24 protein-coding genes and 3 tRNA genes are annotated in these 21,744 nt (G+C 57.3%); 19 read left to right on the top strand and 8 right to left on the bottom strand.

The window, feature by feature from the left end; translation table 11 throughout:
• Nucleotides 1-309: 309 nt before the first annotated feature.
• Nucleotides 310-1,647 carry a hemolysin family protein gene (locus Q7U39_12890; GenBank protein ID MDO9118846.1) on the bottom strand — a complete coding sequence of 446 codons (1,338 nt, stop codon included), beginning with the start codon at nucleotides 1,645-1,647 and terminating at the stop codon, nucleotides 310-312.
• A 246-nt stretch (nucleotides 1,648-1,893) separates the two neighbouring features.
• Here Q7U39_12890 and Q7U39_12885 point away from each other — a divergent pair, with 246 nt between their 5' ends.
• The 3 genes from Q7U39_12885 (at nucleotide 1,894) to Q7U39_12875 (ending at nucleotide 4,028) form a co-directional block, all read left to right on the top strand.
• Entirely contained in the window at nucleotides 1,894-2,124 is a 231-nt protein-coding gene (locus Q7U39_12885; protein ID MDO9118845.1) for a DUF6290 family protein, read from the top strand.
• A 359-nt stretch (nucleotides 2,125-2,483) separates the two neighbouring features.
• Nucleotides 2,484-2,660: a hypothetical protein gene (locus tag Q7U39_12880; protein MDO9118844.1), complete on the top strand. Its 177-nt coding sequence runs from the start codon at nucleotides 2,484-2,486 to the stop codon at nucleotides 2,658-2,660.
• Between the two features lie 351 nt (nucleotides 2,661-3,011).
• Nucleotides 3,012-4,028 carry a tyrosine-type recombinase/integrase gene (locus tag Q7U39_12875; GenBank protein MDO9118843.1) on the top strand — a complete coding sequence of 339 codons (1,017 nt, stop codon included), beginning with the start codon at nucleotides 3,012-3,014 and terminating at the stop codon, nucleotides 4,026-4,028.
• A gap of 8 nt (nucleotides 4,029-4,036) precedes the next feature.
• On the opposite strand, the gene Q7U39_12870 is transcribed toward Q7U39_12875, so the two are convergent.
• Nucleotides 4,037-4,114 (bottom strand) — tRNA-Glu (locus Q7U39_12870).
• A 328-nt stretch (nucleotides 4,115-4,442) separates the two neighbouring features.
• Here Q7U39_12870 and Q7U39_12865 point away from each other — a divergent pair.
• The 5 genes from Q7U39_12865 (at nucleotide 4,443) to Q7U39_12845 (ending at nucleotide 7,959) form a co-directional block, all read left to right on the top strand.
• Nucleotides 4,443-4,979 carry a hypothetical protein gene (locus Q7U39_12865; protein MDO9118842.1) on the top strand — a complete coding sequence of 179 codons (537 nt, stop codon included), beginning with the start codon at nucleotides 4,443-4,445 and terminating at the stop codon, nucleotides 4,977-4,979.
• 141 nt (nucleotides 4,980-5,120) lie between these two features.
• Nucleotides 5,121-5,555 (top strand): hypothetical protein, encoded by a 435-nt coding sequence (locus Q7U39_12860; protein ID MDO9118841.1) that lies wholly within the window; start codon nucleotides 5,121-5,123, stop codon nucleotides 5,553-5,555.
• Nucleotides 5,556-5,661: 106 nt separating this feature from the next.
• Complete coding sequence (locus Q7U39_12855; protein MDO9118840.1) at nucleotides 5,662-7,362, top strand: glutamine--tRNA ligase/YqeY domain fusion protein; 1,701 nt, start codon at nucleotides 5,662-5,664, stop codon at nucleotides 7,360-7,362.
• 52 nt (nucleotides 7,363-7,414) lie between these two features.
• Nucleotides 7,415-7,609 (top strand): ABC transporter substrate-binding protein, encoded by a 195-nt coding sequence (locus Q7U39_12850; GenBank protein ID MDO9118839.1) that lies wholly within the window; start codon nucleotides 7,415-7,417, stop codon nucleotides 7,607-7,609.
• Between the two features lie 20 nt (nucleotides 7,610-7,629).
• A complete protein-coding gene (locus tag Q7U39_12845; protein MDO9118838.1) occupies nucleotides 7,630-7,959 on the top strand; it encodes a PilZ domain-containing protein in 330 nt (109 codons plus the stop codon).
• A 247-nt stretch (nucleotides 7,960-8,206) separates the two neighbouring features.
• On the opposite strand, the gene Q7U39_12840 is transcribed toward Q7U39_12845, so the two are convergent.
• Entirely contained in the window at nucleotides 8,207-9,391 is a 1,185-nt protein-coding gene (locus Q7U39_12840; GenBank protein MDO9118837.1) for a DUF1501 domain-containing protein, read from the bottom strand.
• A 10-nt stretch (nucleotides 9,392-9,401) separates the two neighbouring features.
• Nucleotides 9,402-10,730 (bottom strand): DUF1800 domain-containing protein, encoded by a 1,329-nt coding sequence (locus Q7U39_12835; GenBank protein MDO9118836.1) that lies wholly within the window; start codon nucleotides 10,728-10,730, stop codon nucleotides 9,402-9,404.
• 168 nt (nucleotides 10,731-10,898) lie between these two features.
• On the opposite strand from Q7U39_12835, the gene Q7U39_12830 reads away from it, so the two are divergent.
• From Q7U39_12830 to Q7U39_12810, 5 genes are all read left to right on the top strand, one after another.
• Complete coding sequence (locus tag Q7U39_12830; GenBank protein ID MDO9118835.1) at nucleotides 10,899-11,942, top strand: NAD(P)-dependent alcohol dehydrogenase; 1,044 nt, start codon at nucleotides 10,899-10,901, stop codon at nucleotides 11,940-11,942.
• A gap of 952 nt (nucleotides 11,943-12,894) precedes the next feature.
• Nucleotides 12,895-13,104: a hypothetical protein gene (locus tag Q7U39_12825; GenBank protein ID MDO9118834.1), complete on the top strand. Its 210-nt coding sequence runs from the start codon at nucleotides 12,895-12,897 to the stop codon at nucleotides 13,102-13,104.
• A 231-nt stretch (nucleotides 13,105-13,335) separates the two neighbouring features.
• On the top strand, nucleotides 13,336-13,782 hold the full coding sequence (locus Q7U39_12820) for an ArsI/CadI family heavy metal resistance metalloenzyme (GenBank protein ID MDO9118833.1): 447 nt from the start codon (nucleotides 13,336-13,338) through the stop codon (nucleotides 13,780-13,782).
• A gap of 40 nt (nucleotides 13,783-13,822) precedes the next feature.
• Nucleotides 13,823-14,440, top strand: coding sequence for an RNA polymerase sigma factor SigZ (gene sigZ / locus Q7U39_12815; GenBank protein MDO9118832.1), 618 nt, complete (start codon nucleotides 13,823-13,825; stop codon nucleotides 14,438-14,440).
• An 86-nt stretch (nucleotides 14,441-14,526) separates the two neighbouring features.
• A complete protein-coding gene (locus Q7U39_12810; protein MDO9118831.1) occupies nucleotides 14,527-15,192 on the top strand; it encodes a hypothetical protein in 666 nt (221 codons plus the stop codon).
• 82 nt (nucleotides 15,193-15,274) lie between these two features.
• Here Q7U39_12810 and Q7U39_12805 read toward each other — a convergent pair.
• From Q7U39_12805 to gltX, 3 genes are all read right to left on the bottom strand, one after another.
• A tRNA-Gln gene (locus Q7U39_12805) sits at nucleotides 15,275-15,348 on the bottom strand.
• A gap of 54 nt (nucleotides 15,349-15,402) precedes the next feature.
• Nucleotides 15,403-15,476 (bottom strand) — tRNA-Gln (locus Q7U39_12800).
• Nucleotides 15,477-15,547: 71 nt separating this feature from the next.
• The gene (gene gltX, locus Q7U39_12795) at nucleotides 15,548-16,963 is read right to left on the bottom strand and encodes a glutamate--tRNA ligase (GenBank protein MDO9118830.1); all 1,416 of its coding nucleotides are present in this window, start codon (nucleotides 16,961-16,963) and stop codon (nucleotides 15,548-15,550) included.
• Between the two features lie 105 nt (nucleotides 16,964-17,068).
• Here gltX and Q7U39_12790 point away from each other — a divergent pair, with 105 nt between their 5' ends.
• Complete coding sequence (locus tag Q7U39_12790) at nucleotides 17,069-17,773, top strand: FAD-dependent oxidoreductase (GenBank protein MDO9118829.1); 705 nt, start codon at nucleotides 17,069-17,071, stop codon at nucleotides 17,771-17,773.
• A 196-nt stretch (nucleotides 17,774-17,969) separates the two neighbouring features.
• Here Q7U39_12790 and Q7U39_12785 read toward each other — a convergent pair whose 3' ends face one another.
• Nucleotides 17,970-18,386 (bottom strand): 2Fe-2S iron-sulfur cluster-binding protein, encoded by a 417-nt coding sequence (locus tag Q7U39_12785; GenBank protein ID MDO9118828.1) that lies wholly within the window; start codon nucleotides 18,384-18,386, stop codon nucleotides 17,970-17,972.
• Nucleotides 18,387-18,518: 132 nt separating this feature from the next.
• On the opposite strand from Q7U39_12785, the gene Q7U39_12780 reads away from it, so the two are divergent.
• The 5 genes from Q7U39_12780 to hscB are packed head-to-tail and all read left to right on the top strand — an operon-like array spanning nucleotide 18,519 to nucleotide 21,742.
• Nucleotides 18,519-18,992: an Rrf2 family transcriptional regulator gene (locus tag Q7U39_12780; protein MDO9118827.1), complete on the top strand. Its 474-nt coding sequence runs from the start codon at nucleotides 18,519-18,521 to the stop codon at nucleotides 18,990-18,992.
• Nucleotides 18,989-20,206, top strand: coding sequence for an IscS subfamily cysteine desulfurase (locus tag Q7U39_12775; GenBank protein MDO9118826.1), 1,218 nt, complete (start codon nucleotides 18,989-18,991; stop codon nucleotides 20,204-20,206). Before Q7U39_12780 ends, Q7U39_12775 begins: the two co-directional genes overlap by 4 nt.
• 40 nt (nucleotides 20,207-20,246) lie before the next feature.
• Nucleotides 20,247-20,630: a Fe-S cluster assembly scaffold IscU gene (gene iscU, locus Q7U39_12770; protein MDO9118825.1), complete on the top strand. Its 384-nt coding sequence runs from the start codon at nucleotides 20,247-20,249 to the stop codon at nucleotides 20,628-20,630.
• A gap of 19 nt (nucleotides 20,631-20,649) precedes the next feature.
• Nucleotides 20,650-21,006 carry an iron-sulfur cluster assembly accessory protein gene (locus Q7U39_12765; GenBank protein ID MDO9118824.1) on the top strand — a complete coding sequence of 119 codons (357 nt, stop codon included), beginning with the start codon at nucleotides 20,650-20,652 and terminating at the stop codon, nucleotides 21,004-21,006.
• A gap of 13 nt (nucleotides 21,007-21,019) precedes the next feature.
• A complete protein-coding gene (gene hscB, locus Q7U39_12760) occupies nucleotides 21,020-21,742 on the top strand; it encodes a Fe-S protein assembly co-chaperone HscB (GenBank protein ID MDO9118823.1) in 723 nt (240 codons plus the stop codon).
• The last annotated feature ends 2 nt before the right edge of the window (nucleotides 21,743-21,744 follow it).

The following is a 21,744-nucleotide window of genomic DNA, read 5'->3' as shown; positions in this document are numbered from 1 at the left end:
TCTGCAATTGAGACAATTCTGCGGGTCTGGGAGATGTGTGAAGAAATACGGGGAGCTTATGCAGCCAGCGGTTTAGGAATGTGAGTAAGGTGCATTTAAAAAGACTCGGTGTTTCAAATGGTTTCCCCGTTTCCTATTTGAATGCCGAAGCTTAGGAACGTTCCTGCAGTTCTACTGATTTCAGCTGTTCGTATAGATTCGAACAACTTTTAGCACAAGGGGTCTTCTGTAACTGCTGAAATCTGTTGAAGACCTAATTATGCTTAATCGCAACTATCCCTTCAGGGTATAGTGCATGGCTCATGGCATTCAGTGTTCATTTTCCTGCGATTGGGAGGAGTCCACGTTACTGTGGAAGTTCGACTGCTCTGCTACCCGGCTCGCCAGTACCTTGTCAACCCGCCTACCATCTAAATCGATAATTTCAAACCGCCACTGTTCCCATTCACTTCTATCACCGACGCGTGGCATATGACCAAGCAGCCACATCATCATGCCACCGAGCGTGTGATATCTCCCCTTGTCATCCTCCGGGGCGGTTCTTAGTTCCAGGCGGTCTTTCAGCTCAGGAATTGGAATAAGACCGTCTAACAGCCATGAACCATCTTCACGTTGGACTGCCCATGCGTCCTCGGGATTATGGGGCTGAAATTCGCCAGTCACCGCTTCCAGGACGTCCTGCAAGGTAACTAATCCCTGTACTTCGGCATATTCGTCGATTACAAATACCATATCGGTCCCGGAAACACGGAACTGTTCCAAAAGCTCCATTCCAGTCAGCGATTCTGGCACGTAGACGCACGGCTGAAGTTGTGTCGCAAGATCAGTCACGCCATTAGTATGTAGCTGGTTGAACAATTGCTTGGCCGTAAGGACTCCTAAAATTTCCTGGAGGCCTCCCCGGCACACTGGAAAACGTGAGTGTACAGACTCTGCGACATGCTTGAGGTTCATTTCAAGAGGTTGATGGATGTCTAGATAGTCGATGTTGCTACTCGGGATCATCAGAGAGCCGACGTGACGATCATCCAGACGAAACACATTGCGCACCATGTCATGCTCCTGCTTTTCGATAACTCCGGATTCTGAACCCTCCTTAAGCACAGCGTGGATATCGTCCTCGGTCATATTGGCACTCCCCAAATCGCGTTTTCCCAGTAATTGCAGTATGCCATCAGTCGAGTACGACAGAAGGTGCACGAACGGTCGCGACACTCTAGCTAAGACTGAGATCGGGCGAGCCACAAGTCTGGCAATGCCCTCAGCATTGAATTGACCTATACGTTTAGGCACCAATTCCCCAACAACGATAGAGACATAGGTGATGATACATACCACCAGTATCGTCGCGCCTATTTCGCTCGACTGTTGCTCAATCCCGAATCGTTGCAACCAGATGGCAAGTGGCGCGGCCAATGCCGATTCACCGACAATACCGTTCAGTATGCCAATCGCGGTGATCCCAATTTGGATCGTGGACAAAAACTGTGTCGGCTCTGCGCCAAGATGCAGAGCAACCTCAGAGGAGTGATCGCCCTCGGCTGCAAGATCCGCCAATCGGCTACGCCGTGCCGTCACGAGGGCGATTTCGGACATGGCCAGCATGCCATTGAGCAGCACGAGAGAGATGAGCATGAGGATTTCCATGAAACTATCCTACTTTCCTTGTCGAGACAGACCTATTCATTGGTTAAGAAGGAAGCGACCGCATTCCAGGCCTACCAAAAGTATGCTGAATCCTAAAAAGGCTTGCAACTATTCACTTTGAGCAAGAACTGGCAAGTATATCATCGCCGTATATTTAAGAGGGCCTACGTACCTTGATAATCCTTGACGTGTCATGCGATACGACGTACAGTTCTGTCATGCATTGTGAAATACACCGGAGGGCTTATGAAAACTCAAATGATGCAGTTTCGCGTGAACGAGGAAGAAAAGGCACTGATCGAGAAGTGCGCCAAGAAAGCGGGGATGACCGTCTCGGAGTACATCCGGGCCTGCATGCTGATGGAAATGGTCGTGGATGGGGAGTTGCAAGCCTTGAGGATCGTCGGACGGACGATCGGGATGAAGGCGATGGATGCCCTGAGTCGCCGACTCAAGGCCAAACCAACGATGGACTAAGCGAGGCGTGCTGCCCCGCCGGCTACGCCCGGCGGGCAGAAAGCCCCCGCTTAGTAAAACGGGGGCGCTAATTCCAGGGACGTAAGATGAGGGATTTCAACAGATTACGAGCAGATGCTGCTATCAAGGGAGCACTCGCATCGGGAAGACCCGACTCGGCAGTGCTCCAACAGCAGACCTGCCTGCGGTGCGCGAACAGGTGGTGGCCCCGTCGCCCTAAGAAGCCACTCCGCTGCCCCAGTTGCAAAAGCCCCTATTGGGATCGGCCACGCAAACCGAAACCGGCTCCTGCTCCCGTCGTCACCTCATTCAGTCGAGCGGCACTCCAAGACTCGTTACGGAAAGATCTGGGCAAGGCATTGGGGATACGCCAACCAGAACCCGGGGGCCTGGCGGACCGCTCGTTAGTAAAAGCGCTCGATGTCCTCAAAGAGATGAAAGCCGCCGGACGAACCTGGCAGGAGATGGCCGAACGGGTCGAACGGGAATTCGGGACACGATTGGATAAAGACCAACTGAAGGCGCTTGTTCGATAACAATTCAGTTCCTGCCCCCCGCCACAGTCCGGGGCAGGGACAATTCTGAGGTGCTGGACGGCACTTCGTGCAGCGGGCGGGCCTGAAGGGCCGCAGGAAGGCCAGGCCGATGCTCTGAGGGCCGCCCAGCCCCCCTTCCGGCGCCGGCGGACGCGCGGGCGCATCTGGGGGGTGCGGGGGTGTCGCAAGACTCCCCCGATTTGATCATTCGATGATGTGAGCATGGATACGGAACTGATCGTCACTGACAAGGCCCAAGAGTCTCCGACACGGCTTGACGGCTGGCTGGTGCCTCCGCATACTTCCTCCCGGCGAAGTCGTAGTTGTGGCGGGGACCGGAAAGGCACTGTCATGACACGACCCTTAGTAGAATTGGTGGAGCAGTTTTGTCAGTACCAACTCAAACAGCGAGGGAAAACGGAAGGAGGGGTGCAGGCCTATCGCTGGGTGTTAGAGCAGTTCTTAGTGTTCGGGCGCGGGCGCTTCGGACGAGTGGCGCGACTCTCAGACTTGTCCAAGGCGGTGATTCAGGACTGGATGGATGAGATGGCCGCACGTGATCTCACACTGGGCACGATCAGGAGTCGCCAGTCGGCGCTTTCCAGCTTTTGTAATTGGCTGGTGAAGCGGGAAGCGTTGCAGGCGAATCCCATTGCCGGAATGGATCGGCCTCCGCATCGGATCGAGCCTCCCAAACAGGTGCCGACACCGGCCCTGATGGATGCATTGATTGAAGCGGCCAGAAGCCGACAGCGGCCTCGTGATGTGGCTGTCTTCCTGATCCTGCGCTTTACCGGCATGCGTCGAGAGTCCGTGGCAACGCTTCAAGCGAGACACTTGGATGCGCTATGGGGATTGCGCCGTGTCCGGGTCAAGGGCGGTCATACGAGAGACATTCCGCTGCCCGAACCCGTCATGCGGTATCTGCACGCCTACGTCGCGCAGGTGGTCACGCCGTCTGTCACGACGGTCACACCGGAGACGCCACTCTTTTGGTCTGTGTGGGGACGGAGGTCACTCGGAAAACAGCGAGCACCGATGACCGGAAAAAACATCTGGCGATTGTGCAAACTCTATGGACGGATGATCGGCTATCCCATGTTGAAGCCGCATGATCTCCGCCATGGCGTTGCTATGGAAGTGCTGGAACAGCGGCACGACCTGGAGCAAGTGCGCGCGCTGCTTGGACATGCGCGCATTGATACCACGCAGATCTATACGATGATTCGTCCGGCACAACTGAAACAAGCCGTGTCGTTTTACGAAGAGTCCGCGCGGCAGATGATGGCGGGTTTTCCGAGTGACAAGAATTCCATGTTCGAGGAACATTCGTATGTTCCTCAAACACGGAGTCTAAAACTTCAATAAAATCAAGGTGGTGGTCCCAACGGGATTTGAACCCGTGTTTAAGCCTTGAGAGGGCTCCGTCCTAGGCCAGGCTAGACGATGGGACCATCCGGAACATATCGGCCCTCCTGCACGCTCCCGATACAACGCACGCCTGCAGGACTGCCAAATCGAGGGTGGAACGGTATCACAGAGACTTTCTGGTTTGCAAACGTACCCGGCGCATCCGCGCTCGCCTGGCGTCCGAGGGAAGGGCCAACCCGTGAGAAGTACCGCTCTGGGCTTCACAACCGGCCGGGGCATCACCGACTCAAACCGAGCCGCCCATATTCCTATGGAAAGTCTTGACAGAGGGGGGACCCAAAGCCTAGCCTCTCACCTTCCCATCAGGATGCACCTACGCCTACTTGAGGACGTACCGGAACGAGGATCACGATGTCAGAATCCCTTGCCCCACAACGCACAATCGGCGCCTCCACGCCCGATCCAACCGAGACAGAATCCTCGCGGCTAGGCCTCGAACTGCTCATCGGCTCAAATAAGTTTCGCAACACCAACGGGGTGGTTCGGATCCAGGGGAAAGAACAGCTGTTTTTGGAGTCGAAACCGGACCAGGGCTTACTTCTCGTGACGATCGATCTGTACGGTGATACGGGCACACACATCGGCCATCTTCGCCGCAACGTCCTGGTATTGAATCCGACCAATCAATTCAGCGTCGACGTGCACCGTGCGGACGCCGGCGCGACCGCCGACCATCCGTGGGTCCGCGTGACCGATCAATCCACAGGCCAAACAGTGCTGGAAGCCTGCGTCGTGGCTCACAAGAAAATCCAGGTAGCGCTGGGGAAATTCTATTCGCATAAGGGGATACTCGTGGACATCACACCCCATTACTGCCGCATTGGCTCCGGCACGACCCTCTTCGGTGACGTCAGTGAAAACAAAGGCGGGACCGTGGTGCTTGGCTGACGTTGCACTGATCAATCCGCGCGTGTTCCTCCCCCCTTCGAATCGAAACGATACACTACTCAAACTTCGGCTCCACAGCGACTCTTCCGCAATTTGGAAGAGTCCTTTGAGAATCTTCCCTCATCTCGTAGAATGACATTCATGCCGGACATCCACACACCCAGCGTGCAAGCCTTCTTGGTGTGCGACCAAGTCATCGAAGACAGTCAGACCAAGAAGAAAAGCCTCATCGGCATCTTCACCCACTTACAGGCCGCCTCCTTCCCGTTTCAGCACAATCAGATGGGCCTGTATTTCTGCCTCACCGACGCAGAAGGCACGTACCACTTCGATATCGACCTGGCATACATCAATACGGAGCAGCTGGTCTGTCGGGCCACGCTCCCTAATATCGTCATCGCCGACCGGTTGCAGATCTCCGATTTCGGCATCAATATTCCTTCACTGATGTTTCCCGCTCCCGGCCGCTACGAATTCCGGCTTCGAATGGAGGGGCACCTCATCGCACAAAAAGATTTCAACGTCATTCAGATGTCCTCCCATGAGGCCCCGGAACCCTCCGGGCCGCTCTCCTAATCAACTGCTCCCCCTCCCCGTTTCTCGTACACACCGGACTGTGGTACAACTACGCCGCAATCCAACTGCCCTGCGCATAACTGTTTGAACCACGAGCGACAAGCCAATGACTGACCCAGCATCCACAGGACCATCAGATTTCATTCGTGAGATCGTGGCTGCAGATCAAGCCACCGGCAAGCACGGCGGCCGCGTCGTGACCCGCTTTCCACCGGAACCGAACGGCTATCTCCATATCGGCCATGCGAAATCCATTTGCCTCAATTTCGGCATCGCCAACGAAAATCCCGGGGGAGTCTGCCACCTGCGCTTCGACGACACGAACCCCACCACAGAAGATCCGGAATTTGTCGAATCCATTCAGGACGACGTGCGCTGGCTGGGATTCGACTGGCACGGCAAGAAGTTTTACGCCTCGGACTATTTCGAGCAACTCTACGAATTTGCCGTAGTCCTCATTCAAAAAGGCAAAGCCTATGTCGATAGCCTGACGGCCGATCAGATGCGCGAATATCGGGGCACGCTCACCGAGCCCGGCAAGAATAGCCCGTGCCGAACCAGACCGGTCGATGAAAATCTGGATCTCTTTCGCCGGATGCGGGCAGGCGAATTCCCCGACGGCGCGCATGTCCTGCGGGCCAAGATCGACATGGCTTCGCCGAACATCAATCTGCGCGATCCTGTGCTCTATCGCATCCGCCATGCCGCCCACTACCGGACCGGAACCAAGTGGTGCATCTATCCGGCTTACGACTACGCCCACCCGCTGTCAGACGCCATTGAAGGCATCACCCATTCGATCTGCACCTTAGAGTTTGAAGATCACCGCCCGCTGTACGACTGGGTCGTCGCAGAATCAGGCGCGGTCCACCGGCCAAGACAGATCGAATTCGCCCGGCTGAACCTGACTTTCGCCGTCATGAGTAAACGCAAGTTGCTGGAACTCGTGACCAAAAAATTGGTCGCAGGCTGGGACGATCCCCGCATCCCCACGATCAAGGGATTACGGCGGCGCGGCTATACGGCTGAAGCCATTCGCGCCTTTTGCGACCACATCGGCGTGGCCAAGCGCGATGCGATCGTGGAGATGCAACTGCTTGAATTTTTCATTCGCGAAGACTTGAATAAGCGGTCGCCGCGCGTGATGGCCGTCCTGAACCCGCTCAAAGTCGTCATCGAGAATTATCCCGAGGGAACGGCCGAAGACATGGAGGCCGTCAACAATCCGGAAGACCCCGCAGCGGGGACCCGTCACGTGCCCTTTTCACGCGTGCTGTATATCGAACAAGATGATTTCCGCGAAGATCCCCCCAAGCAATTCTTTCGTCTGGCACCCGGGCGCGAAGTCCGCCTGCGCTACGCCTACATTGTGAAATGTACCGGCGTCGTGAAAGATCCGCAGACCGGCGCCATCACCGAATTGCGCTGCACCTACGATCCCGACACCAAGAGCGGATCGTCCCAGGAACAGCGAAAGGTCAAAGCGACCATTCATTGGGTGTCCGCCGCGCACGCGGTCCCTGCCGAAGTGCGCCTGTACAATCCGTTATTGACGACCGACCTGGCGAAAGTGTCTCCGGACCAGGACTGGACACAATCGCTCAACCCGCAGTCACTCGAACGATTGACTGGATGCCTGGTCGAACCCAGCCTGAAGGAGGCTCCAGCAGGCGCGCGCTTTCAGTTCGAACGAACCGGCTACTTCTGTGTCGACCCGGACACCTCACCGAGCCGCCTCGTATTCAATCGAACCGTGTCATTGAAAGACGCCTGGGCCAAGCTCGAAAAAGCGCAGAAACCCGGCTAAGGCCAGTCCGGGCTTCCCCTCCCGCTCCTTCCTCAACACACATAACGCCCGGGTGGATTTTCGGTTATTCCTTCAATCGGAGGAATGGCTGGTCTACGATGTGGTTGTGGATGGAGCCAGCATCGTGAGCAACTACCGAGCACAGTTCACAAACATCATTCGCGACGTGTCCTATGTCGGACTCGTCAAGAAGATGAAGCAGAACGCCGTCTCGGTAAAGTTCTTCGAACACCCCTCCACCCGCTAATCCACCACCGGGAGGCCGTCATGATCGAGTGCCGCGAGCATCGTCGCATTCCTGTCGAGCTCCAAGTCTTCTTCTCCACAACCAATCAGACCGAGATCAGCGAAGGCACCATGTTCGACATCTCCGCCGGAGGCTGCGCCGTGACCAGCACGGCCCCGATCAATCCCGGGTCAGGTGTACGGCTCCTCATTCGGGCCACCGACCTGGGTTCGCCGATTACCGTCCACTCTGCCGCCGTCCGCTGGGCCAATCATGGTGAATTCGGCGTCGAGTTCTTGAATCTGTCCGACCTGGATCGCAGCCGCCTGCAACGTTTTCTGCACGTCGCCAAGCCTCAGCCAAATTCCTAGCGAAGCGCCCGCCCCTCTTGCCCAACCGGACCGGGAGAATGGTAGACTTCCGGCATGAAATGCCCGGTCTGCCGAACTCCCACCGAGTGGAAAGACAATCACTGGCGTCCGTTCTGTTCAGAACGCTGTCAGCTCACGGACCTGGGCACTTGGGCCACGGGAGGCTATCGTATCCCGGGCACGCCGCTGACGATCGATCCGGACAACCCGACAGACGAGGACCCGGACTCATCACGAACCGGATCCATCACGCCAGACAATTGATCGCCTGGTACTCCGGCCCCACGATCGTGGTTTCTGGAATCCCCCACCACAATCGCATCACCGTGGCATACAGGCTCCGGTAGTCGATCCGATATTTCAGATCCCCTTCTTGAAGATCGTTCAGCGACGGCATGCTTCCATACAATCCCCCCTTCACAGATCCGCCCAGGAACAGATGCGGAGCCGCAGTCCCATGATCCGTGCCCGCACTGGCGTTCTCACCAACCCGCCGTCCGAATTCTGAATAGGTCATCAGCAAAACTCGGTCCCAGAGCCCGGCTTGAACCATCGCCTGACGGAACGCTGCCAGACCTTCGGCCAGCTCCTTCAACAACCGCTCATGGTGCCCCAACTGACCGGCATGGGTATCGAAACCTGTCTGCGAGACTTTCATCACCGCCGCCGGCACCTTAGCCGTCAGCAGCTGCGCTGCCGTTTCAAGCTGACGTCCGATCGGCGATGGAGGAAAGAGCACCTGCAACGGCGGGGCTTGTTGCAGGCGCACAGCCAGATCGCCTGCTGCATGGGTGAGTTCCCGTTGCACCTGAAGGATGTGAGCCAGCGCGCGGTTGGTACTCGATTGTTCCACCGCCTTCACGTGACCGGCCTGCTGAAGAAACTGTTGCGGATCGTGCAGCGCGACCGTCCGGACCGTCTTTCCACTCAACGGCCCGCCGTCCCGCGGGCCAAGCAGTATTCCGTCGGCGGCAAATGTCTCTGGCAACGGATACGCCTCAAACAAACGGGCGAGCCAGCCCTCATCCAGTACTTGCTGGCTGGCCGAGGCCGTATCCCATATTTCGATCGACCGGAAATGCGACCGGTTCGGATCGGGATAGCCTACACCCTGGATAATCGCCAACTGCTGCTTCTCCCACAAAGGCATCAGCGGCTCCAGCGCATAGTGCAAACCGACCGATGGCGAGAGCTGCAGCACTCGCTCGCGGGGAATCGCCAGATGAGGACGGGCCTGATAATACCGTTCGTCGGAATACGGCACGAGCGTGTTGAGGCCGTCATTGCCTCCATGCAGTTCGACCAGGATCAGGATGCGATCCCAGCGGCCCCGGACCGGCGCAGACGAAGCTGCGAGAAGATCAAACGGCCGCGGAGCCAACCACAGTAGTGGCAACGTCGCGACGAATTTCAACAAGTCTCGACGAAGCATGGCTCGCCCCTTACTTCAGTTGGAAGGTCGGATCCATCACCAGATGAAACACCATCTGCCATCGGTCTTCTCCCGTCGGAATCGGATTCACCGGCGGCACCGGTGCCAAGACCGCCTGCACGGTCTCCGCCGCTTCCTCCGTAATCCAGGCGGCGCCGTGCATCTCTCCCATGCCTGCATGGGTATGCATAGGTCCGCCCATGTCAGCACCCCGCAGGCCCCGCTGTAAGAGTTGCCAACGATTCAGCAGGGTCGCGCTGGTAATCCAGCGAGTCCCCCCAGGCCAGCCCTTCACGTTGGGCGGATCGAAGAGATCCTGCCCCAGGCGCTTTCCATATTTCGCGAGTATGGTCGTGTCTTTGATCGGCAGATTCAGGAGGCGGACGGTACCAACCAGCAATTCGACCGGCGACTTCACGAGCACTCCGCGCGTCTCGGGTGCCCAGAACTGCGGCAGGGTCAACAGCCCGCGCAGGAGCGGCTTGATCTGATAGCCGCTGTTCCGAAACAGCACTGCAAGCCGCTCGACCTCGCGCGCATCCGGCTCATCTGAAACAAACTCCCGCCACAGCTTGGCGGTCACATACGTCGCGCAGGCTGGTTGATCAAGCGCGATCGCCAGAATCTCGTCACCACCGAAGGCACCGGTCTTCCCCAACACATGCTTCACCCCACTATCATGCTGACGCCGGTTGAACGCGAACCCTCCGCCGTGATGCAGGGCAACATGCCAGCCGGTAAACGCGCGCGCCGCTTCCTTGATGTCGACCTCGGTGTAATGCCCTTCCCCGAGCGTGAACAGCTCGAAGAGCTCTCGGGCGAAATTCTCGTTGGGATGATCCTTATGGTTGGTCTGCGTATCCAGATACAGCACCATCGCCGGATCCTTCGCAATCTGAAAGAGCAGATCCCGGAATGATCCCAGCGCATGATGGCGAAGCAGTACGTTCTGATGGTACAGCAGCGCCGGCCATTTCACCTTGTGGAAGCTGGACGTGAAGTGGTTGTGCCAGAACAGCGTCAAGCGTTCGGTCAAGGGGGACGGCGTGGTGAGCAATTCCTGATACCACCAGCCCTTCAGCTCGAAGGCGTCCTCTCGCCGCTCCTGTTTAAACGCCTTCTTCTGCTCAACGCTCAACCCCTTCATCCCCTCGACCGGCGGCAGTGCATTGAGCACTTGGGAGGGAGGACTCGTCCTGGCTGTCGTGCCGACTCCGGCGAGAAGCCGATCAACGGCGGCCTCACGATCGAGCCTGGCCAGTTCGCGAATTTCTGCGGGAGTCCCGCCGAATCCCGTTCGGGCCAAGAGATGCCGCGCGTCCTGAAAGGTCATGGGCATCGCGTACGCTCCTTCAAATCAAACCAGGCAGCTGCATCTTACAACGAACGAACACCTCCCTGGTTGACGGGCCGATAGCTCATGAACATTTCCCAGTTGGCATCCGTATGCCGTCTTGCTAAGGTCATCGTGCCTCCTGCTTATTTTTCAGGACCAGGAGCACCTACTATGCTACAGACCAAAGGCTACGCTGCGATGACCGCCAAAGCGGCGCTGACTCCCTTCTCATTCGAACGGCGCGAGGTTGGCCCTCACGACATTTTGATCACCATCACCCATTGCGGCATCTGCCACTCCGACATCCACCAAGCCCGGGACGAATGGGGCGGCTCGCTCTTCCCCATGGTGCCGGGGCATGAAATCGTCGGAACCGTGGCGCGCGTTGGGAAAGAGGTCAAGACGTTCAAGACAGGCGACCGGGCCGGCGTGGGCTGTTTTGTCGATTCCTGCCGAAGCTGTGCCGCCTGTCGGGAAGGGCAGGAGCAATATTGCGAAGCCGGCATGCTGTTCACCTACAGTGCGCGCGATCAGGCCGGCCACATCACCCAGGGCGGCTACTCCACTCAGATCGTGGTCGATGCGCAGTATGCGTTGCGGATTCCCGACGCGCTCTCACCGGCCGGCGCCGCGCCGCTCCTGTGCGCAGGCATCACGACCTATTCACCGCTCCGTCACTGGGGCGTCGGCAAGTATCACAAGCTCGCGGTGGTGGGATTGGGCGGACTGGGCCACATGGCGGTGAAGATCGCGCGGGCACTCGGCACCGAAGTCACCGTCTTGAGCACCTCGGAGAAGAAGCGGCAGGATGCCTTGCGACTGGGGGCTAATCACTTTGAGATCACCTCGCAGCCCGAAACTTTTACGAAGCTACAGCGGCACTTCGATTTCATTATCGATACCGTCTCGGCCCCGCATGACTACAATGCTTTAGTGGATTTGCTGAAAACTGACGGAACGTTGATCCTTGTCGGTGCACCGGAGAAGCCGGCGCCGCTCGAGCCCTTCCCTTTGATTTTGCATCGGAGGAGCATCGCCGGCTCCGTGATCGGCGGCATCCGGGAAACCCAGGAAATGCTCGACTTCTGCGCGGAACACCACATCGAGTCCGACGTCGAAGTGATTCCGGTCCAGCAGGTCAACGACGCCTACGAACGGGTCCTCAAGGGAGACGTGCGATTTCGCTTCGTGATCGATCTGGCTTCGCTGCGCTAGCAAGACTAGACCTCGATCCCTGCTGGCTGAGCCGTCCGTACCGGCAGAATCGCCCCACTTGAATACAATACGATGAGAATCGACACCTTCTGCTTTGAAACGTTGACTAGCACACCATGAAAACCTTTTCACTACACAGTGTCGTGTTTGCAATTATAATCGGAGTCGGATGCAGCGCATCGCCGCCTCACGAGGTGATTGACCATGCTTATTTCAAATGCAAGGCATCGCGAAATCTTGAAGGGGGAATTTATGGGAAGGGGCCATTCAGACGCTTTGGTCCGAAGTACTCGGCTTGTTCTTCTTCAGAGTGGGAGACTATTACTCGTGATGAGTTTAAACACTTAGCGACCGAGTGGTACGGTCAAGAATGGAGTCAGGAGATTCCGTTTTGGAGCCGCTAACTGCTCCGTTTTGCGACGCGCGGCGATCTATTCCGAGTTGAATTGATGAACGGCTATCAGAAATATTTCACCCTTGGCGGATTGTTTAGTGCGATGGTCCTCCTCTGTTTCACAAGTTGCGTTCCCCAATTCGAATATATTTTCTATAACCACAGCAGCAGAGACTTAACGCTTGTGACGCACAGCGAGAGCTATTCTGTCCGATCGAACGACGTTGTTTCAGTGGGCCATTTAGGCAGAAAGATAGAAATTAGCGATGGGCAAGTCCAATGGGAGTATGACATCAGTCAGATGCCCATGGTTCCTCGAGACTATTGGGGCTGGGGATTTAGTGCCTCAAAGATTCGCTGCCAGATCGAGTCGAGCGGAGCGGTCTACTTACTCCTACCGGGTGAACCTATGCCGGCGCATATCGATCCTCTTCATCCGCCAGCGCTATTTGTCGAGCCCATATCGCCTAGGGCCAGATAACCTGCCAAGAATATAAATCCAGAATTCGCGGTGCGCGGCGATTGACTCTGTTTAATTGGCGCCGTAACTTAGTCCACATGAAAACCTTTGGAGTGGCTCTGCTGGCGGCGATCCTCGGTTACGTCGTCGGCTTGTTCGGGACGATGGCCGCGGTTGAGCTCTTCTCTTCCAACACTCACGACAAGTCCATGGAAGCGGCGATGACCGGCGCCTTTGCGGGTGGGCCATTGATAGCGATTATCTCCGTGATTGTGATCCTCGCCCTAAGACGAAAGCGGACTCCGTAGACCGCGCATGGCGATTGAGCCGTTCTTTTCCAACCAGCACGACAAGTCTCTCGAGTCGAAAGTGACCGACGTCTTTCAACTGCCCTCTTCGTGCGGCGATCTCCTCGTCATAATTCTCTTTAAATAACGGTCTCCCTAGCTCCCTCCCCTATCCTGCGTCCTTTCAACGGATGCTCCGTCTCTAGGGATAGGCAGGTGAATTCTCTTCTGCCGCTTATCCAGGAGGTTCCCATGAGACCGCATCTTTCTCTCGATGTTCGTCACGTCCCGGCATCGGTCGAATTCTATCGGAAGGTGTTCGGCGTGTCGCCGCAGAAACAGTCAGACGACTATGCGAAATTCGACCTGACAACCCCGGCGCTGAATTTGTCGCTGGTCTCGTCAACGGGCAGAATCAGTTCGGTCGACCATCTCGGCATCGAGGTGGATTCGCTCGAAGAGATCGCCCAGTGGAAATCGCGGTTGCAAACCGCCGGTGTGCTGGAGCGAGTCGAAGACAACACCGCCTGCTGCTTTGCCAGACAGGACAAACTCTGGTTCACGGATCCCGACGGGAATGCCTGGGAAATCTTCCTCGTGCACGAGCAATTAGCCGTCGACGGGCCGCTCAGCCAGACAGGCTGCTGCGTCCCGGCCCATCCCGGCGCGACCCGAGCGGCAACTTGCGCAGCGTCTTGATGCGCGGTACCGTAGAAGGGCTCCGTTCGGAGACATGACCATGACACAGGATAGACAAGACGTCTGGATGGAGGTGCGCGGGCGACTGCGCGCCTTCATCGCCAAACGAGTCGCAGACGATGCGGCGGTGGACGATCTACTCCAGGAAGTCTTTCTGAAGATCCATGACAAGATCGACCAGGTGCAGGATCCCCGCCGCCTGGTCTCCTGGATCTTCACCGTCACGCGCCATGTGGTTATCGATTATTACCGGACTTCACACCGGCATCGTGAACTCCCGGCAGGGCTGGCGACGGACGTTGCAGCTCTGCTGACGGCGGGAGAGCCGGAGGATGAGCCAGGCGAGCCTCGCATCCAGCTCGCGAGCTGCCTCCGCCCCATGGTGGATCAGCTGGCGCCGGAATACCGGGACGCCCTGAGGCTTGTCGAGCTAGACGGGCTCACCCAACAGGTCGCCGCCACCAAGCTGGGCCTCTCCCTCTCCGGCATGAAGTCACGGGTACAACGGGGCCGTCGACAGTTGAAGGCCATGCTGCACACCTGTTGTCTGATTCAACTTGATGCGCGGCACGGGGTCGCCGACGTAGCCCTCCGCGATCCTACGACGAACCCCTGCGCCTCACCGGCCAGAATAATGCCGCCCCGCAGACTGGAATGAAAACCGGACTGATGCCCATTGCGCCAGACAGGCCGGGCTTGATAAAGATGAAGCTAATAGATTCTTTACCGGAGTACCGTACAACCATGTCATCCCGACTTCCCCTTCGCACCGACCGCCGCGTCCTGACTCATGCGCTATTGAGCCTGTTACTCCTGAGCCTCTTGCCTGCTTCCCTGCATGCCGCGCCACGCGGTGGAAATAGCGGCAAGATGGAGGTGTTGCCGTCCCAGAAGGCGGCCCCGGCCGCGGTGTTTCTCGATGCCCAGGGGACTGAGGCCGACTTGCGCCGGCAGCTGCGGCTCAAGACCGGTGTGGCGGAGCTCGGCGCCGAGCTTCCGCAGACCCGCTATTCCGTGGCGCCGGTCGGCAGCTTCGGGTTCGTCCCTCAGCAAGGCCTCGGGTTGGCCTTGGTCTCACAGAGTCCGGACATGGTGTTAGAGCGTGCAGCGCCTGCCGCCAACGCTTACGAAATCCACAAATTGGCCGATGGCAGCGCCTTGGTGGTGGGATTCGCCAGCGCGGACTTAAAGCCGTTACTGACCCCACAACTGCGCCCTAAAAATATCCGGCTGGCGCTCTACTCCAACCCCACCGAGAAGGCCCCACATATCGTCGCCGTTCCCCTCAGCAAATTGGCAGTCGATCAGATGCCGCATCGCGTGGATCCGAAGAATCCCAACGGCCCCGTCGTCTTGGAAATGGATCTGCAGAGCAGCAGCAACCGGCAGTCGCCCCACGGGGGACAGTAATCCGCCGATCGGCCCAGGCGGCCTCCGCAACATTCGATCAACCGCACACCGCTGATTTTTATCAAGAGATAGAAAGAGAAATTGGCTGGGGGACTAGGAATCGAACCTAGGTAGCCGGCTCCAAAGGCCGGCGTCCTACCGCTAGACGATCCCCCAGCGCGGTACGAAACGAAGACGTCGGCCTGAGAGTACGGCGTGGGAAAGAATTTTTGGCTGGGGGACTAGGAATCGAACCTAGGTAGTCAGATCCAGAGACTGACGTCCTACCGCTAGACGATCCCCCAACCGACGCACACAGTAATATACGGATCGTGACTCCGTCAAGATCGTCGCGAATTTATTGACAGAATTCGTCTTATGAAGCTGTGGCCCGTTCAAGTCCTCGCCGGAGGCGGAGGAGCGTCCGGTCTCGCCCCAGGACCTCCATGACCTCAAACAACCCGGGGCTGGCGGTCCTGCCGGTCAAGGCGACACGCACTGGCTGAGCGATCTGGCCCATTTTGAGGCCTTCTTCTTCCGCGAACTTCTTGAACGACTCTTCCCATACCTGCTTCGAAAACGCGGGAAAGGCCTCGAACCGTGCGATCAGCTTACCGAGCACCGGCGCGATGGCCGGCGTGAGAAATTTCTTGGCGGCTTCCTCTTCGAGGAGGACCGACTCGCCGAAGTAAGGCCGCACCCAGTCCACCATCTCGACCAGGGTCTTCGCCCGTTCCTTCACCAGGACCACCAGCTGAGCCAACCATTCGGGTGACATCGCCTTGACCTGTTCCTGCAGACCGGCCTGCTCTAACAGCGGAACGAGTGCCTGCGCCACCTGGCTCGGCGGGCTGGTCTTGATGTATTCGGCGTTGATCCAGAGCAGTTTCTCGGGATTGAACACGGCCGGAGAGGATTGGACATTCTTCCAGGAAAACTTTTCAATAAGTTCCTGCCGGGTAAACAACTCCTGGTCCCCATGCGACCAGCCCAGCCGGACGAGGTAGTTCACCATCGCCTCGGGCAGGTAGCCCATGTCTTTGTAGGCCATGATCGATGTGGCCCCGTGTCGCTTGGAAAGCCGGGACTTGTCCGACCCCAGAATCATCGGCAAGTGGCCGAACTGCGGGACGGGAAACCCCAAGGCCTGAAAGATTGGGATTTGGCGCGGCGTGTTGGTCAAATGATCGTCCCCGCGGATGACGTGGGTGATGTGCATGAGTGCATCGTCGACCACGACGGAGAAATTGTAGGTCGGATAGCCGTTCGAGCGGAGGATGATCAGATCATCTGCCGCACTATTGTCAAACGTGATCTTTCCTTTGATCAAATCGTCCACCACGATCTGGCCTTCTTGGGGCGCCTTGAATCGCAGCGCGGCATCGCCCGGGGGATTTGTGAGCCCGAGAGTCCGGCAGCGCCCGTCGTATCGAGGCGACAGCCCTTTCGCCTCGGCTTCTTTGCGGCGGGCTTCCAGTTCCTCAGCCTTGCACACACACCAGTAGGCCTGGCCTTTGTCCAGCAGCGCCAGGGCATGGCTGCGATACAGCTCCATGCGCTTCGTTTGACGAAACGGTCCTTCGTCCCAATCCAGCCCCACCCATTTCAGGCCTTCGACGATAGCCTGAATAGACTCGTCAGTCGAACGATCCTGGTCCGTGTCTTCAATCCGCAGGACAAAGATCCCGTTTTGTTGGCGCGCATAGAGCCAATTGAATAGCGCAGTCCGGACTCCCCCGATATGAAGGAACCCGGTCGGACTGGGTGCGAAGCGGACACGTACTTGGGTCATGCATTCATCTCATTAGTGGGGTGGAAAGGCCGGTATCTATAGCACGCAGGGAAAAGTGTTGTACAGAATCAGGCCGGTTCTGCTATGAGGATAGACACCGGTCGTATGGCAGAACTTACCCAACCAGCCGTCGTGCTCTCCACGCTCGATCTCACACCCCACGTGCGGCAACTGGTCCTTCGCCCGCTCCAGCAGAAGATTGTGTTTCAGCCGGGACAATGGGTCTCGGTCAAGTTGCCGGTTGGAGCCAAGCCCCCGCTCAATCGCGCCTACTCAATGGCCGATCCTTCTTCTCCCTACGGTGAGTTGACGCTGGTGTTTGACCGCATCCCTGAGGGGATTGGCTCGAATTACCTCTATCAGCTGAAATCCGGCGACGAGATTCCGCTCTCAGGCCCTTACGGGAACTTTGTGCTGCCGATGCCCCTGGATCGAGAACTGCTCTTCATCGCCCGCTATACCGGTCTCGTCCCGATTCGCTGCCTCTTGAAACAACTGGTCGCCGCCCACGCGATCACCTCAGTGCTCCTCATCGCAGTGGCTCCGTCGGAGGACGAGCTGTTGTTCCATCAAGAATTGCTCACCATGGCCGTTCATTCCCCTTCCTTCCGCTACTTGCCCCTAGTCGCACCGGGCGGAGAAGCAGAGGCGGTCGCGCAAACAGCGACGATGTTGCGTCCCCTCGTGGAAGGACAGCCGAAAGTCATCCCGATGATCAGCGGCACCAAGGGATTTGTCCGGCCCTTACGCGCAGCGTTGATGGAATACGGATACGACCGGAAGGACGTGAAGACAGAAACCTTCGATTAGCAGGATGCTGAAAACGTCCGCCAGCAGCGTTCTCGCGGCACTCCGAGGCTCAACATACAGCGAGAGTATGCCTCGCCTCGTCGATGGCTGCGGCCTTGCTGGACGGCCATTTTGAGCATCCTGGTGGTCGTGTTCTCTCGTGTGGCCACCTGTAACTCTGACGACGGCAAAGGCAAAAAGGGGTTTCCACCGCCTGCTAATGCCCTTCCCTGACGAGATTCTTGTTCACGGCGGGAATCTCCACCACTATGTCCTTTGTGCCGTTCGGCACACATTGGCAACCGAGTCGAGACTGCAATGTCGTAATCGGAGCCTCGTCTAGCTGATCGAATTCATCGTCAGTCCCTTCGCTGCAGCTCTCAAGCCCTTGCTTGACGATCACATGGCAGGTCGAGCAGGCACAGACCCCCCCACACACATGCTCCAGATCCACCCCGTTGGCCATCGCTATGTCAAGAATGCTTCCCGGCAATCCGGTTGGGCCATAGGGAATCTTTGCCGGATCAACGGCGACCTTGGTCACGGTGCCGTCCGGCTCGATAAACGTAATGGTATAGGAGGATCGGGGAAGCTCATATTCCGTCTTTTCGATATAAGGGTTGGTGCCTCCCATATGCTTGATCCTTTCTCTCCGGAAAATGCTGGATTCCGTTGTTGACAGCTCTAAAAGTTGCGTGGTATCTTTAGTCCGACCTTATTGATCGGAGATCATTATAGTCTCCGATCTCAATGATCGGCAATAGGCATGTTGAAGATTTCAAAAAAAGCTGACTACGCCCTCATGGCCCTCCAGCACATCGCCTCGGTGCAATTCGGTGACGTGACTCCGGGCCGGGTTGTGAATACGAAAGAAATCGCAGAAGAGTACCACATCCCGCTCGAACTCTTAGCCAAGGTGCTTCAGACCTTGGCGAAGAACGGGTTGATCGAAAGTCATAACGGTCCCAAGGGCGGTTACGTCCTGGCCCGCAGCACCAGACAGATTACGATCGCGCAGATTCTCGAAGGTATCGAAGGGCCGCTGGGCATTACGGATTGCTCGCATGAAAAAGAAGGCGAACTCTGCCTCCAGCGCGAGCACTGCAACATCCGCACACCGCTGCTCAAGGTGCAAGACAGCATTTATCAGCTTCTCAACAATATGACGTTGCAAGACATGATGGGCGGAACACCTCTCATCACGATTCAGTCTCCCACGGCACAAGGAGTCGCACAATGAAGCTCCCTATTTTCCTGGATAATCATTCAACCTCCCCGATGGATCCCCGGGTGCTGGAGGCCATGCTGCCCTACTTCATCGAGAAGTTCGGCAACGCCGCCAGCCGCAACCATGCCTTCGGCTGGGCGGCAGAAGAAGCGGTTGAAAATGCCCGCAAGCAGATCGCGAAGCTGATCAGGGCTGATTCCAAGGAAATCGTCTTCACCAGCGGCGCGACTGAATCGGACAATCTGGCGATCAAGGGCGTGCTGGAGATGTACAAGGAGAAGGGCGATCATATCATCACCTCCTCGACCGAACACCGCGCAGTCATTGACACCGCCAAGGCCCTCGAAGCGAAGGGCAAAGCGACGGTGACCTATCTCCCGGTGGATAAATTCGGCATGGTGAATCCGGAAGATGTGCGGAAGGCGATCACGGACAAGACGGTCCTGATTTCCGTGATGCTCGCCAACAATGAAATCGGCACGATTAACCCGGTGAAGGAAATCGGCAAGATCGCCAAGGAAAAGGGCGTGCTCTTCCATTGCGATGCGACGCAAGGCGTCGGCAAAATCCCGGTCGATGTGCAGGATATGGGGATCGACCTGATGTCGTTTTCGGCCCATAAGATCTATGGCCCGAAAGGTGTCGGCGCCCTCTATGTCCGAAAGAAGAACCCCCGCGTGCGGATCGCCGCGCAAATGGACGGCGGCGGACACGAGCGCGGCATGCGCTCCGGCACTCTGCCGGTGCCGATGATCGTCGGATTCGGCAAAGCCTGCGAATTGTGCGAGCAGGAAATGGCTACGGAATCGGTACGTCTGGCTGCGATGCGCGATCGCCTGCAGGCCGGCATCATGAAAGAGATTGACGAAGCCTATCTCAACGGCCATGCGACTCAGCGCTTGCCGCATAACCTAAATATTTCCTTCGCCTACGTCGAAGGCGAATCGCTCCTGATGGGCATGAAGGACATCGCGCTCTCGTCCGGCTCGGCCTGCACCTCGGCGACACTGGAACCGTCCTACGTCCTGCGGGCTTTGGGCGTCGGCGTGGAGCTCGCCCATTCGTCCATCCGCTTCGGCCTGGGCCGCTTCAATACGGATGAAGAGATTGACTACACGATCAAGAAGGTTATTGAGATCGTCACGAAGCTGCGTGAAATGTCGCCATTGTACGAAATGGCCAAAGAAGGGGTCGATTTGAAATCCGTTCAGTGGGCGGCCCACTGATCCAGCCCACTGACTCAGATAGACACGAGGAGGACGCACCATGGCATACAGTGACAAAGTCGTTGATCATTTCAATAATCCCCGGAACATGGGGAGCTTCAAGAAAGACGAAGAGGGCGTAGGAACCGGGATGGTTGGTGCGCCCGAGTGCGGCGACGTCATGAAGCTGCAGATCAAGGTCCAGAACGATACGATCGTCGATGCCAAGTTCAAAACCTTCGGCTGCGGCTCAGCCATTGCCAGCTCCAGCCTGGCCACTGAATGGCTCAAGGGTAAGACCATCGAAGAGGCCCAAAAGATTAAGAACACCGACATCGTTCATGAATTGAACCTGCCGCCGGTCAAGATCCACTGTTCGGTTCTGGCTGAGGATGCGATCAAGGCGGCACTGGCCGACTATCAGAAGAAAGCCGACACAAAGTAACGGCAGAAGGGAACGCACTATGGACGCCACGAATACGGAAGCCCAGACCCCGGTCATTTCGCTCACCGATGCAGCGATTAAGGAAGTGAAGCGCCTGATCAATGTCCAAGGCATCGAAGAAGGCGGCCTCCGCCTCGGCGTCAAAGGGGGCGGCTGCTCCGGTCTGAGCTATACCATCAACTTCGACGAAAAGATCGGCCAATACGACCAGGTCTATGACTTCGACGGCGTGAAGATCATTGTGGACGCCAAGAGTGCGATCTACCTGCAAGGCACCCAGCTGGACTTTCACAAGGACCTGATGGGCGGGAATTTCAAGTTCGTGAATCCGAACGCCAACAAAACCTGCGGCTGCGGAGAGTCTTTTTCGGCTTAAACGAGTACCGCCCATGGATGGACACAACCATACCCATAGCACCGGTGACCGGCGCGAGCTGCAAATGGCTCGCAGTATGTGCTGGCACTGCCAATCCGAGGTCTCGGGAGAATACTTCTGCGATCGCTGCGTGAAGGTCCAGCCGGTGTCGAAGGAATTGGATTACTTCACCTGCTTCGGCATTCCCCGCCGATTGGCCCTCGATCAGCAACAGCTGGAAACCAAATTCTACGAATTGAGCCGGGCGTTCCATCCCGACTTTTACCAGAATAAGAGCGATGCGGAGCAGACCATCAGCCTCGGCAACTCGGCCATGCTGAATACCGCCTATCGCACGCTGCGGGATCCGATTCAGCGAGCCGAATATCTGCTGGACCTCGAAGCCGGCTCGGTGAAAGAGATCCGGACGACACCGCCCGCTGACCTCTTCGAAGAAATCCTCGAACTCCAGGACACGCTCGATGAATTCCGCGCCAGTGACCGGACCTCCGACGCGGCCGCTGCGCTCCGTTCACAGCTCCAATCCGAACGCACCACGCTTGAGGGTCGGCAACGAGATATGGAAACCCAACTTCACCAACTCTTCGGCCGGTGGGATGGGCTACAAGACCGCGGCGAAGCCACCGAACAGGCGCGCACCGAACGGGACCGTATTCTGAAAGATATGCGGGACATCCTCTCCAACCGCACCTACGTCAAGAACATCGTCAACGACCTCGTCGCCACCATCGCATAATC

This window comes from Nitrospira sp. (genome assembly GCA_030653545.1).
Taxonomy (GTDB): Bacteria; Nitrospirota; Nitrospiria; order Nitrospirales; family Nitrospiraceae; genus Nitrospira_D.
The sequence above is the reverse complement of the archived record's forward strand: the minus strand, read 5'-3'. Positions and strand labels throughout refer to the sequence as shown.